Origin of the sequence: Candidatus Pantoea bituminis (genome assembly GCF_018842675.1) — a bacterium.
In the GTDB taxonomy this organism is placed as follows: domain Bacteria; phylum Pseudomonadota; class Gammaproteobacteria; order Enterobacterales; family Enterobacteriaceae; genus Pantoea; species Pantoea phytostimulans.
This window is the reverse complement of record NZ_JAGTWO010000004.1, coordinates 3,174,448-3,188,011: the sequence shown is the minus strand read 5'-3', so window position 1 is coordinate 3,188,011 and position 13,564 is coordinate 3,174,448. Positions and strand designations below refer to the sequence as shown.

The 13,564-nt window shown below is 51.8% G+C and carries 7 protein-coding genes, 5 pseudogenes and 1 other annotated feature; of the genes and pseudogenes, 10 read left to right on the top strand and 2 right to left on the bottom strand.

Annotation, left to right across the window (positions count from 1 at the left end; translation table 11 throughout):
* Positions 1-88 precede the first annotated feature (88 nt).
* The 5 genes and pseudogenes from KQP84_RS18820 to thrC all read left to right on the top strand — a co-directional run bounded on the left by KQP84_RS18820 (position 89) and on the right by thrC (position 5,813).
* A pseudogene (locus KQP84_RS18820) lies at positions 89-791 on the top strand (tRNA/rRNA methyltransferase).
* Positions 792-978: 187 nt separating this feature from the next.
* The gene (gene thrL / locus KQP84_RS26260) at positions 979-1,047 is read left to right on the top strand and encodes a thr operon leader peptide (protein WP_215848341.1); all 69 of its coding nucleotides are present in this window, start codon (positions 979-981) and stop codon (positions 1,045-1,047) included.
* Positions 986-1,104 (top strand) — a sequence feature (Thr leader region). (Overlaps the previous gene by 62 nt.)
* A gap of 25 nt (positions 1,105-1,129) precedes the next feature.
* The gene (gene thrA / locus KQP84_RS18810; protein ID WP_215847677.1) at positions 1,130-3,592 is read left to right on the top strand and encodes a bifunctional aspartate kinase/homoserine dehydrogenase I; all 2,463 of its coding nucleotides are present in this window, start codon (positions 1,130-1,132) and stop codon (positions 3,590-3,592) included.
* Between the two features lie 2 nt (positions 3,593-3,594).
* Positions 3,595-4,524 (top strand): homoserine kinase, encoded by a 930-nt coding sequence (gene thrB, locus KQP84_RS18805; RefSeq protein ID WP_215847676.1) that lies wholly within the window; start codon positions 3,595-3,597, stop codon positions 4,522-4,524.
* 3 nt (positions 4,525-4,527) lie between these two features.
* Positions 4,528-5,813 (top strand): annotated as a pseudogene (thrC, locus tag KQP84_RS18800) (threonine synthase).
* 48 nt (positions 5,814-5,861) lie between these two features.
* On the opposite strand, the gene yaaA reads toward thrC, so the two are convergent.
* The gene (gene yaaA / locus KQP84_RS18795) at positions 5,862-6,638 is read right to left on the bottom strand and encodes a peroxide stress protein YaaA (protein ID WP_215847675.1); all 777 of its coding nucleotides are present in this window, start codon (positions 6,636-6,638) and stop codon (positions 5,862-5,864) included.
* A gap of 208 nt (positions 6,639-6,846) precedes the next feature.
* On the opposite strand from yaaA, the gene tal reads away from it, so the two are divergent.
* From tal to KQP84_RS18780, 3 genes and pseudogenes are all read left to right on the top strand, one after another.
* Positions 6,847-7,800 carry a transaldolase gene (gene tal, locus KQP84_RS18790; protein ID WP_215847674.1) on the top strand — a complete coding sequence of 318 codons (954 nt, stop codon included), beginning with the start codon at positions 6,847-6,849 and terminating at the stop codon, positions 7,798-7,800.
* Positions 7,801-7,926: 126 nt separating this feature from the next.
* Entirely contained in the window at positions 7,927-8,514 is a 588-nt protein-coding gene (gene mog, locus KQP84_RS18785) for a molybdopterin adenylyltransferase (protein WP_215847673.1), read from the top strand.
* A 106-nt stretch (positions 8,515-8,620) separates the two neighbouring features.
* Positions 8,621-9,930: pseudogene (locus KQP84_RS18780) on the top strand (MFS transporter).
* Positions 9,931-9,995: 65 nt separating this feature from the next.
* Here KQP84_RS18780 and KQP84_RS26415 read toward each other — a convergent pair.
* Positions 9,996-10,079 (bottom strand): annotated as a pseudogene (locus tag KQP84_RS26415) (acetate uptake transporter); the annotation flags it as partial.
* A 299-nt stretch (positions 10,080-10,378) separates the two neighbouring features.
* Here KQP84_RS26415 and dnaK point away from each other — a divergent pair.
* Positions 10,379-12,288, top strand: a pseudogene (gene dnaK, locus KQP84_RS18770) (molecular chaperone DnaK).
* 104 nt (positions 12,289-12,392) lie between these two features.
* The gene (dnaJ, locus tag KQP84_RS18765) at positions 12,393-13,526 is read left to right on the top strand and encodes a molecular chaperone DnaJ (RefSeq protein ID WP_215847672.1); all 1,134 of its coding nucleotides are present in this window, start codon (positions 12,393-12,395) and stop codon (positions 13,524-13,526) included.
* The last annotated feature ends 38 nt before the right edge of the window (positions 13,527-13,564 follow it).

The following is a 13,564-nucleotide window of genomic DNA, read 5'->3' as shown; positions in this document are numbered from 1 at the left end:
TTTCATTTTCCTGTTTCTTATCGATCCGCGATGTCATGAACGTGCGTGTTACAATATGGCGCGATGTTAATAAACTGATGGAATAATCATGCGTTTCCCTTTCATTCTGGTTTCGCCCGCTCGGGCAGAAAATATTGGCGCTGCCGCACGTGCGATGAAAACCATGGGATTTAGTGAATTACGAATCGTTGCCAGCGACGCGTGGCAAGATCCAGCGGCCCGACGTGTCGCTCACGGTGCCGGGGAGATACTCGATAATCTGCAAACCTTTGACACGCTCGCTGATGCGCTACATGACATCGAATTTTCAGTCGCTACCACCGCCCGCAGCCGTGCTAAATTCCGCCATTACGCCACGCCAACGCAGGTTGAAACGCAGCTGCTGGAAAAACGTCAGTGGGTGAAAAGCATGGCGCTGGTGTTTGGCCGTGAAGACAACGGGTTGACGAATGAAGAGCTGGATCTGGTCGACTTGCTGACCGGAATCCCGATGGCGAACGACTATCCCTCCTTAAATCTAGGGCAGGCGGTAATGGTGTATAGCTATCAACTGTCAGCGCTGAATCAGGTTGCGGCACCGGCGCCTCAAATAGCCGATGCCCAGCAATTGAAAGCGCTGCATCAGCGATTCCAGCATCTGTTGGTTCAGCTGGACGTTAGCAATGATGAAAAACTCGCGGACTGGATCGATCAACGTATCGGCGTGCTGGAGCAACGCGACAGTGCGATGCTGCATCGTTTGCTGCATGACATAGAAAAAACTTATAGATAAATCGTCCGGAAAAGTATGATTTTTTAGCGGCAGATCGTAGCAGAATTCGCCAGTGCAAAAGATCCACTCTGGATTCTTAGAAGATGACGAAACTGTGCGCAGCGTTGAGAATTTACACAATCGACAAATTCGTTGACTTAAAGTGCCCTTTGCTTTACTTCTGGAAGGCAGACGGACAACCAAAGACAGACAGAAAATAAATCTAAATGCGTAACTTCAGCCTGATTACCACAATTATTACCACCACCATTACTACAGGTAACGGTGCGGGCTGACGCATACAGGATAAAATAGAAAAAAGCCCGCACCTAACCAGTGCGGGCTTTTTTTCGGCTCAAATTCAGGAGAGTGAATATCATGCGAGTGCTGAAATTCGGCGGGACTTCGGTGGCAAATGCGGAACGTTTTCTTCGCGTAGCCGACATTTTGGAAAGCAATGCGCAGCAGGGACAAGTTGCAACCGTGCTCTCGGCCCCGGCCAAAATCACCAATCACTTGGTGGCGATGATTGAGAAAACCATCAGCGGTCAGGATGCTTTACCGAATATCAGTGATGCCGAACGTATTTTTGCTGACCTGCTGCGTGGCTTAGCCGATGCGCAGCCGGGTTTTGATTATGACCGTCAGAAAACTCGCGTTGATTTAGAATTTGCTCAGTTGAAGCAGGTGCTGCACGGCATCAGCTTGCTGGGACAATGCCCAGATAGCGTTAACGCCGCCATTATTTGCCGCGGTGAAAAACTCTCTATCGCTATCATGGAAGCGCTGCTGCTAGCACGCGGTCATGGCGTTAGCGTCATCGATCCGGTCGAGAAGTTATTGGCTGTTGGGCATTATCTTGAATCCACCGTGGATATCACGGAGTCCACGCGTCGTATTGAAGCCAGTAAAATCCCAGCAGAGAATATGATTTTGATGGCGGGTTTCACTGCCGGTAACGAGCGCGGTGAGCTGGTAGTGCTGGGCCGCAACGGTTCCGATTATTCTGCTGCGGTATTGGCCGCTTGCCTGCGTGCCGACTGCTGTGAAATCTGGACTGACGTTGACGGCGTCTATACCTGTGATCCGCGTCAGGTGCCTGATGCTCGCCTGCTGAAATCGATGTCTTATCAGGAAGCGATGGAGCTTTCCTATTTCGGGGCCAAAGTGCTCCACCCGCGCACCATCGCCCCGATTGCCCAGTTCCAAATTCCCTGCCTGATCAAAAACACCGCCAACCCGCAAGCGCCCGGCACCTTGATTGGTGGCGAAGGCGATCAGGATGAAAGTCCGGTCAAAGGCATCACCAATCTGAACAATATGGCGATGTTCAACGTTTCCGGCCCAGGCATGAAAGGCATGATCGGCATGGCTGCACGCGTCTTTGCCGCCATGTCCCGCACCGGTATTTCGGTGGTGTTGATCACGCAATCTTCTTCTGAATACAGCATCAGCTTCTGCGTACCGCAGAGCGAGCAGGCACGCGCGCGTCGCGTGCTGGAAGAGGAATTCTATCTTGAGCTGAAAGATGGCCTGCTTGATCCGCTGGATGTACTCGAAAATCTGGCGGTGATTTCGGTAGTGGGCGATGGTATGCGCACGCTGCGCGGTATCTCCGCCAAGTTCTTCTCAGCGTTGGCGCGTGCCAATATCAATATCGTCGCGATTGCGCAGGGCTCTTCAGAGCGTTCGATTTCAGTGGTCGTGAATAACGATGAAGCGACCACCGGCGTGCGCGTCGTGCATCAAATGCTGTTTGCCACCGATCAGGTTATTGAAGTTTTCGTGGTGGGCGTTGGCGGGGTAGGTGGTGCGCTGTTGGATCAGCTGCATCGTCAGCAGGCCTGGCTTAAGAAGAAGCATATCGATTTACGCGTTTGCGGCATCGCCAATTCACGTGCATTGCTGACTAACGTGCACGGCATTGATTTAAGCAACTGGAAAGCCGAAATGAACGAAGCCAAAGAGCCGTTCAATTTGGGCCGTTTGATTCGTTTAGTGAAAGAGTATCACTTGCTGAATCCCGTCATCGTTGACTGTACGTCAAGCCAGGCGGTTGCCGATCAGTATGCCGATTTCCTTGCCGACGGTTTTCACGTGGTGACGCCGAACAAAAAGGCCAATACCTCGTCGTGGAACTACTACCAGCAGATGCGTACGGCGGCAGCGAAATCGCGTCGCAAATTCCTCTATGACACCAATGTGGGTGCAGGCTTGCCGGTGATTGAAAACCTGCAAAACCTGCTGAACGCGGGTGATGAATTAATCAAGTTCTCCGGTATTCTCTCAGGTTCGCTTTCATTTATTTTCGGTAAGCTGGACGAAGGCGTGTCGCTGTCGCAAGCCACGCACATGGCGCGTGAAATGGGCTTCACCGAGCCGGATCCGCGTGACGATCTCTCTGGCACCGACGTAGCGCGTAAGTTACTGATTCTGGCGCGTGAAGCGGGATACCAGCTTGAGCTGAGTGATATTGAGATCGAACCGTTGTTGCCGGAAAGCCTGCTTGAAATCAAAGACGTTGAACAGTTTATGCAGCGTCTGCCGGAACTGGATAATGCCTTTGCTGCCCGCGTAGCCAAAGCGCGAGATGAGGGAAAAGTCTTACGCTTCGTTGGTGCGATTGAAGAGGGCGGCAGTTGCAAAGTGAAAATTGATGCCGTAGATGGCAACGATCCGCTCTATAAAGTGAAAAATGGCGAAAACGCGCTGGCGTTTTACAGCCGCTACTATCAACCGATTCCGTTGGTGCTGCGCGGATACGGTGCCGGAAATGACGTAACTGCGGCCGGTGTATTTGCCGACTTGTTGCGTACGCTGTCATGGAAGTTGGGAGTTTAATAATGGTAAAAATTTATGCACCGGCCTCAATTGGTAACGTTAGCGTCGGCTTTGATGTGCTGGGCGCTGCGGTCTCGCCGGTGGATGGTTCGTTACTGGGCGATTGCGTCTCAGTCGAAGCCGCAGACACGTTTAGTCTGACCAACTCTGGCCGCTTCGTCAGCAAATTGCCGGACGATCCCAAAGAGAACATCGTATATCAATGCTGGCAGCGCTTTTGCGAAGCGATTGGCCAAACCGTGCCGGTAGCGATGACGCTGGAAAAGAACATGCCGATTGGCTCCGGCCTCGGTTCCAGCGCCTGTTCTGTGGTTGCGGGTTTGATGGCGATGAACGAGTTTTGCGGCAAACCGCTCAGCGATACAGAACTGCTGACGCTGATGGGCGAGCTTGAAGGCCGCATTTCAGGCAGCGTACATTACGATAACGTTGCGCCATGCTTCCTTGGTGGTATCCAGCTGATGCTGGAAGAGAACGGCATTATCAGTCAGGAAGTGCCGGGTTTTGATGACTGGCTCTGGGTGATGGCGTATCCGGGCATCAAAGTTTCTACCGCCGAAGCGCGCGCTATTCTGCCCGCACAATACCGTAAGCAGGATTGCATCAAGCATGGTCGCTTGCTCGCGGGATTCATTCACGCCTGCCATACGCGTCAGCCGTTGCTGGCAGCTAAACTTATGCAGGACGTGATTGCGGAACCGTACCGCACCAAACTGTTACCAGGCTTTGCCGAAGCGCGTCAGGCTGCGCAGGATATCGGTGCACTGGCTTGCGGAATTTCCGGCTCAGGTCCAACACTTTTCGCCGTTTGCAATCAAATGGAAACGGCCCAGCGGATGGCTGACTGGTTGAGCCAGCACTATCTGCAAAATGATGAAGGCTTCGTCCATATCTGCCGCCTGGATACGGCTGGCGCACGTAAATTGGGATAACGCATGAAACTCTATAATCTTAAGGATCACAACGAGCAGGTCAGCTTCGCCCAGGCGGTGAAACAAGGTCTGGGTTCGCAGCAAGGGCTGTTTTTCCGCTGGAGCTGCCTGAGTTTGAACTGACCGACATCGACGCCATGCTGGAAATGGATTTTGTTAGCCGCAGCAGCAAGATTCTTTCTGCTTATATCGGCGACGAAATCCCAGCGCAGCAGTTGGCTGAACGTGTTAAAGCGGCCTTTGCTTTCCCTGCACCGGTTAAGCAGGTCAGTGAGGATATCGCTTGTCTGGAACTGTTCCACGGCCCGACGCTGGCATTTAAAGATTTTGGCGGTCGCTTCATGGCGCAAATGCTCTCCTATTTCAGCGGCAGCGATGAGCAAATCACGATTTTAACTGCGACGTCAGGCGATACTGGCGCGGCGGTCGCGCACGCATTTTATGGCATGAAAAACGTGCGCGTCGTGATCCTCTATCCGCAAGGCAAAATCAGTCCATTGCAGGAAAAACTGTTCTGTACGCTGGGTGGCAATATCGAAACCATCGCCATTGACGGCGATTTTGATGCATGCCAAACGCTGGTGAAACAGGCGTTCGATGATGAAGAGCTGAAAAAGGCCATTGGCCTGAACTCCGCCAACTCCATCAATATCAGCCGCCTGCTGGCGCAGATTTGCTATTACTTTGAAGCGGTGGCACAGCTGCCGCAGGAGAAACGTAATCAACTGGTGGTGTCCGTGCCAAGCGGTAACTTCGGCGATTTAACCGCCGGTTTGCTGGCAAAATCGCTGGGTTTACCGATCAAACGATTCATTGCCGCTACCAATGCTAACGATACCGTGCCGCGATTCTTGGGCAACGGCGCATGGCAGCCAAATGTTACTGTAGCAACGTTGTCGAACGCGATGGATGTGAGCCAGCCCAATAACTGGCCGCGCGTAGAAGAGTTATTCCGTCGTAAAACCTGGCGCTTGACCGATCTGGCGTATGGCGCGGTAACTGATGACACCACTAAAGCTGCCATGCGTGAGCTGGCGAGCATAGGTTATATTTCAGAGCCACACGCGGCAATTGCCTGGCGCTTGCTGCGCGATCAGTTGCAGGAAGGCGAATATGGCCTGTTCCTCGGGACGGCGCATCCAGCGAAATTTATTGAGAGCGTGGAAGCGATTCTGGATCAGAAACTGGCATTGCCGGCTGAATTAGCCGAGCGCGCTGAACTGCCGCTGCTATCACATACGATGAAAGCCGATTTTACCCCGCTGCGCGCTTTCTTGCTGAAAGCGTAAGCACAAAAAAGGGACGATCATCGTCCCTTTTTCTTTATATCGAGTTAATTAAACCTGCTCTGAGCGCTTAAATACCCACTCGCTGTCATTGCTGCTGGCCGCATCAAACGTATAACCGTCCACATCAAACGCCTTCAACTGCTCCGGTTTTTGCAGCTGATTTTGAATGATATAGCGACTCATTAATCCGCGTGCTTTTTTGGCGTAGAAGCTGATCACTTTATACTTGCCGTTCTTCTCATCTAAAAACACCGGTTTGATTAACTGCGCCTGCAATTTCTTCGGCTTAATCGCTTTGAAGTATTCATCCGATGCCAAATTAATCAACACATCATCGCCTTGATCAGCCAAAGCGTCATTGAGTGTGTCTGTCAGCAGCTCGCCCCAGAAGCTGTAAAGATCTTTGCCTGCCGGACTGGCGAATTTGATACCCATTTCCAGCCGATAAGGCTGCATTAAATCCAGTGGGCGCAACACACCATATAAGCCAGACAACATCCGCAGATGCTGTTGGGCAAAGTCAAAATCGTTGTCGCTAAAGGTTTCAGCCTGCAAGCCTGTGTAGACATCGCCTTTAAAGGCCAGAATCGCCTGACGCGCATTATCAGGCGTGAATTCAGGCTGCCAGCTGTTAAAACGATCGGCGTTGAGGTGAGCCAGCTTATCGCTGATGCCCATTAACGAAGCGATTTGTGCAGGTGACAGATCGCGCGCTACCTCAATTAGCTGTTGTGACTTTTCTAACAGCGCAGGTTGGGTATAGCGCGTGGTCGCCAGCGGGCTTTCATAGTCCAGCGTCTTGGCGGGAGAGATCACCATCAACATGTTCGCTTCCTCATATAACCCCTATTTTTACAGGGCATTGGCTGATTATTTAGCCTCGCAGTGTAACAAAAAAGCCGCAAAGATCGGCAAATCACAGCTATTTGTTAGCGCTATCGTAAACGGCATTTCTCGACCTTGCACCGCTGTTGCTGCGTGATATTATCGCAACAGCCTTTTTCACCCTGACAGTTAACTAAGAGAAAAGAACATGACGGACAAACTTACCTCCTTGCGTCAGCTGACCACTGTGGTTGCTGACACCGGTGATATCGCAGCTATGAAGCTGTACCAGCCACAAGACGCTACCACCAACCCTTCTTTGATTCTCAACGCCGCGCAAATTCCTGAATACCGCAAACTGATCGATGAAGCGATTAGCTGGGCACGTGAGCAGAGCAGCAACAAAGAAGAGCAGCTGCAGTTGGTTTCTGACAAGCTGGCCGTCAACATTGGTTTAGAGATTCTGAAACTGGTTCCAGGCCGTATTTCAACTGAAGTTGATGCTCGCCTTTCTTACGACACCGAAGGCAGCATCGCTAAGGCGCGTAGCCTGATCAAACTCTATAACGATGCGGGCATCAGCAACGATCGTATCCTGATCAAACTGGCTTCAACCTGGCAGGGCATCCGCGCAGCGGAGCAGCTGGAAAAAGAAGGCATCAACTGTAACCTCACGCTGCTGTTCTCCTTCGCACAGGCGCGTGCATGTGCAGAAGCTGGCGTGTTCCTGATTTCCCCTTTCGTGGGTCGTATTCTTGACTGGTACAAAGCGAATACCGACAAGAAAGAGTACGCACCTCATGAAGATCCAGGCGTGGTTTCCGTGTCTGAAATCTACAGCTACTACAAGCAGCACGGTTATGAAACCGTGGTGATGGGCGCAAGCTTCCGTAACGTTGGCGAAATCGTTGAACTGGCAGGTTGTGATCGACTGACCATCTCTCCTGCGCTGCTGAAAGAACTGGCTGAAAGCGAAGGCACTCTTGAACGTAAGCTCAGCTACAGCGGCGATGTGAAAGCGCGTCCTGCTAAAATGACTGAATCTGAGTTCCTGTGGCAGCACAATCAGGATCCAATGGCGGTGGCAAAACTGGCGGAAGGCATCCGCAACTTTGCTGTTGACCAAGGCAAACTTGAGAAGATGCTGGCAGAACTGCTGTAATCTTGCACCGTGGCGGCAGATGTCGTCACGGTTTTCTCTTTTCCGCACCTTTCGCTTTGTATTATCCTCTCTCTGTTCCCCCTTTCTACTCCACCGCAACGCGGTAAATCACAGCGAACCAAAACGATGAATACATTACGCATTGGGTTGATCTCCGTTTCCGATCGCGCCGCTAACGGCATTTATCAGGATCAAGGGATCCCCGCACTCGAAAGTTGGCTGAGCAGTGCGATTAGCACGCCGTTTGAGATTGAAACCCGTTTAGTGCCGGATGAGCAGCCGATGATTGAACAGGCGATTTGCGAGCTGGTGGATGAACGCTTTTGCCATTTGGTGTTAACCACAGGCGGAACCGGTCCGGCGCGTCGCGATGTGACACCCGATGCCACCCTGGCCGTTGCCGATCGTGAAATGCCCGGTTTTGGTGAGCAGATGCGTCAAATCAGCCTGCAATTCGTGCCGACTGCCATTTTATCGCGTCAGGTCGGCGTGATCCGCAAGCAGTCTTTAATTCTTAATCTTCCTGGTCAGCCCAAATCGATTAAAGAGACGCTGGAAGGCCTGAAAGATGAGCAGGGCAACGTTAGCGTTGCAGGGATTTTCGCTTCTGTACCTTATTGTTTACAGTTATTGGAAGGGCCCTACGTTGAAACGCATACGCAGGTCGTAGCAGCTTTTCGCCCCAAAAGCGCGATACGTGAGATAAATAACTAAATATTCCGATTTTCAGGCATAAGCTATAGCCTGGCTGGTGTGGTGAAAGATTGACGGTATAGTAAGCTCAGCTTTACAACCGTTTCTCTTTTGCCTCTGGAATGTTATGGAATCGAATCAGACTCAACGCCTGAACGGCCAGGATTATAAAACCCTTTCACTCGCTGCCCTCGGCGGTGCCTTAGAATTTTACGACTTCATCATTTTTGTTTTTTCGCTGCGGTGATCGGCGAACTCTTTTTCCCACCTGATATTCCTGAATGGCTGCGCCAGCTACAAACTTTTGCCATTTTCGCGGCAGGTTATCTGGCGCGCCCGCTAGGCGGCATTATCATGGCGCACTTCGGCGACAAAGTGGGCCGCAAAAAGATGTTCAGCCTAAGCATTTTATTGATGGCGCTGCCCACGCTGGCAATGGGCGCACTGCCGACTTACCAAACTATCGGGATTGCGGCACCTTTATTAATGCTGTTGATGCGCATGTTGCAAGGTGCTGCAATTGGTGGGGAAGTGCCGGGCGCTTGGGTATTTGTCGCCGAGCACGTACCTTACAAGCGAATTGGTATTGCCTGCGGCACGTTAACCGCTGGGCTAACCGTGGGCATTCTGTTGGGTTCGGTGGTCGCAACGCTAATAAACACGTCAATGACACCGCAAGCCATTCGCGAAGGTGGCTGGCGTTTACCGTTTTTTATCGGCGGTGTGTTTGGTTTAGCTGCGATGTATTTGCGCCGTTGGCTGCATGAGACACCCGTTTTTATTGCCATGCAAAAGCGTAAAGCGCTGGCGGATGAACTGCCTTTGAAAGCGGTGGTGGTGAACCATAAAAAGTCAGTGATCATTTCTATGCTGCTGACCTGGCTGCTCTCAGCATGCATTGTGGTAGTGATTCTGATGTCGCCGGTCTGGTTGCAGAAGCAGCATGGCCTTGCGCCTGCGTTAACCTTACAGGCCAATAGTTTTGCAACCATTATGCTTTGTATAGGCTGCATCGTTGCCGGCGTAGCGGCAGACCGTTTTGGTGCAAGTAAAGCGTTGATCACAGGCAGTGTATTACTGGCGGCGTGCAGTTGGGCGTTCTACCACTTTACGCCGTTGTATCCGCAGCAGCTTTTCCTGCTGTACGGGTTAGCAGGCCTGAGCGTTGGCGTTGTCGGCGTGGTGCCTTTTGTGATGGTGCGCGCTTTTCCAGCCGAGGTGCGCTTTAGTGGTATCTCCTTCTCTTATAATGTCGCCTACGCAATTTTCGGTGGCTTAACGCCGATTTTTGTTACCTTGTTGATGAATGTCTCATCGATGGCACCTTCATGGTATGTGCTGGCATTAGCGCTGGTTGGGTTGGTGACGGGAATTTGGTTGCGAAGTGATATCAGCCACGAAAATGCGGTGCATGAGGCCGTTGCGCAGCAGCCTTAATCACGAGCAGCAGCTTTAAAAATAAAAACGCGGAGCCTGGCTCCGCGTTTTGCATCTGGCACATCATTATTAATATTGAGCAGAAAGGCGGTCATGCCGAAACCCATTAAACCGAGTGGAGCGGAGTTAGCCAACGTTATGGTGCTCATTGTTCCTGTAATGTCGCGAATGTGGATTTAGGGGATGTTTTTTGCCCGAAAGCCCTGTTTGCAATGGCTGGGAGCAGCTCACAGAGAGGCGCGGACGCAACGTCTTTGATCTGAGTAGAAAGAAGATCGAAATTTTTTTGGTTTAACCCTTGATGCGCTTCGAAGCGGCCCCATTTACTTGTCATCGAGCGTTGTGAACGTTGGAAAAAAGCATGTGGTGATGGTTGAAAGTAAACAACCCGCCCGCATAACAGGTTCACAACCCAAATTGGCAAAGAATTTAAGTGGGAGACGTTTAGATGGGTAAGATTATTGGTATTGACCTGGGCACAACCAACTCTTGTGTTGCGATCATGGATGGCGGTAAAGCTCGCGTGTTGGAAAACGCCGAAGGCGATCGCACCACGCCTTCGATTATCGCTTATACCCAGGATGGCGAAATTCTGGTTGGTCAGCCGGCTAAACGTCAGGCAGTGACTAACCCGCAGAACACGTTGTTCGCGATCAAGCGCCTGATTGGCCGTCGTTTCCAGGATGAAGAAGTACAGCGTGATATCAAAATCATGCCGTACAAAATTGCTAACGCCGATAACGGCGATGCATGGCTGGAAGTGAAAGGCCAGAAAATGGCACCACCGCAGATTTCTGCCGAAGTGCTGAAAAAATGAAGAAAACCGCGGAAGATTACCTCGGTGAGCCAGTGACTGAAGCGGTTATTACCGTTCCAGCCTACTTCAATGACGCCCAGCGTCAGGCGACCAAAGATGCAGGTCGCATCGCGGGTCTGGAAGTAAAACGTATTATTAACGAACCAACAGCCGCTGCACTGGCTTATGGTTTGGACAAAGGTCAGGGCAACCGCACTATCGCGGTATATGACCTGGGTGGTGGTACTTTTGATATCTCCATCATCGAAATTGATGAAGTTGACGGCGAAAAAACCTTTGAAGTTCTGGCGACCAACGGTGATACCCACTTGGGTGGTGAAGACTTCGACAGCCGCCTGATCAACTACCTGGTTGCAGAATTTAAGAAAGATCAGGGCATCGATCTGCACAACGATCCGCTGGCAATGCAGCGTCTGAAAGAAGCCGCAGAGAAAGCGAAAATCGAACTCTCTTCTGCGCAGCAGACTGACGTTAACCTGCCGTACATCACTGCAGATGCGACGGGTCCTAAGCACCTGAACATCAAAGTAACGCGCTCTAAGCTGGAATCGCTGGTTGAAGATCTGGTTGCACGTTCGATTGCTCCGCTGAAAGTGGCGCTGCAGGATGCTGGCCTGTCTGTATCAGAAATCAACGATGTGATTCTGGTTGGTGGACAAACGCGTATGCCGCTGGTTCAGGCTAAAGTGACTGAATTCTTCGGTAAAGAACCACGTAAAGACGTGAACCCGGACGAAGCAGTGGCAGTAGGTGCTGCAGTGCAGGGTGGTGTTCTGGGCGGCGAAGTGAAAGACGTCCTGCTGCTGGACGTTACTCCGCTGTCGCTGGGTATCGAAACCATGGGTGGCGTGATGACTTCGCTGATCAGCAAGAACACCACGATCCCAACCAAGCACAGCCAGGTGTTCTCAACAGCTGAAGATAACCAGAGCGCCGTGACCATTCACGTGCTGCAGGGTGAGCGTAAGCGTTCTAGCGATAACAAATCGTTGGGCCAGTTCAACCTCGACGGTATTCAGCCAGCGCCACGCGGTATGCCACAGGTTGAAGTGACCTTTGACATTGATGCTGACGGTATTTTGCATGTTTCTGCAAAAGACAAAAACAGCGGCAAAGAGCAGAAAATCACCATCAAGGCTTCTTCAGGTCTGAATGAAGAAGAGATCGAAAAAATGGTGCGTGATGCAGAAGCGAACGCTGAGTCGGACCGCAAGTTCGAAGAGCTGGTTCAAACGCGTAACCAGGGCGATCAGATTGCCCACAGCACGCGCAAGCAGCTGGAAGAAGCGGGCGACAAACTGTCAGCTGATGACAAAGCACCGATCGAAGCAGCCCTGGCTGAGCTGGAAACAGCGCTGAAAGGTGAAGATAAAGCAGAGATCGAAGCTAAAATGCAGGCGCTGATGGAAGTATCCAGCAAACTGATGGAAGCAGCACAGCAATCTCAGGCGGGTGCTGCCGATGCAGGCGACGCGTCAGCGAAGCAAGAAGATGACGTGGTTGACGCTGAATTTGAAGAAGTAAAAGACAACAAGAAATAATTGCCCCTGACCGGGCGCGACGGTTGGCCTGACAGCCGTTGAAACCAGCACGGGCGTAGGAGTTTTCTCCACGCCCGTGCGATCATGTTAAGGGCTAAATAAATATGGCGAAGAGTGATTACTACGAGATTTTAGGCGTCGCCAAATCCGCAGACGAGCGTGAAATCAAAAAGGCATATAAACGCCTGGCAATGAAATTTCACCCGGACCGTAATCCTGGGGATAAAGCGGCCGAAGACAAGTTTAAAGAGATAAAAGAAGCTTACGAAATCCTGACCGACGCGCAGAAGCGTGCGGCCTACGATCAATATGGCCATGCAGCCTTTGAACAAGGCGGTATGGGCGGCGGTGGATTCGGTGGCGGCGGCGGTGCAGATTTCAGCGATATCTTTGGCGACGTATTTGGCGACATCTTTGGTGGTGGTCGCCGTCAGCGCGCATCCCGTGGCGCTGATTTACGCTACAACATGGAGCTGTCGCTGGAAGAAGCGGTACGCGGCGTGACCAAAGAGATCCGCATTCCAACGCTGGAAGAGTGTGAAGTTTGCCACGGCAGCGGCGCGAAAGCCGGCACCAAACCGCAAACCTGTTCTACCTGCCATGGCCAAGGCCAGGTGCAGATGCGTCAAGGTTTCTTCACCGTGCAGCAAGCCTGTCCAACCTGTCACGGTCGTGGCTCGGTGATTAAAGACCCGTGCAACGCCTGTCATGGTCATGGACGCGTCGAGAAATCGAAAACGCTGTCAGTGAAAATCCCTGCGGGTGTGGATACCGGCGATCGTATTCGTCTGACTGGCGAAGGTGAAGCGGGTGAGCACGGTGCACCAGCGGGCGATCTTTATGTTCAGGTATCGGTGAAGAAACACCCGATCTTTGAACGTGAAGATAACAACCTCTATTGCGAAGTGCCGATCAATTTTGCGATGGCAGCGCTGGGCGGCGAAATTGAAGTGCCGACGCTGGATGGTCGTGTGAAGCTGAAAGTGCCTACTGAAACGCAAACGGGCAAGCTGTTCCGTATGCGTGGCAAAGGGGTGAAGTCGGTGCGCGGTGGCGCAGTCGGCGACTTGCTGTGTCGCGTTGTGGTGGAAACCCCGGTTAGCCTCAACGAAAAACAGAAATCGCTGCTGCGTGAACTGGAAGAGAGCTTTGGCGGACCAAGCGGTGAGCACAACAGCCCGCGCTCAAAAAGCTTTTTTGATGGCGTAAAGAAGTTCTTTGATGACTTGACCCGATAATTTTTCACTCTCTGAAAAAGCCAGCGCACTGTCGCTGG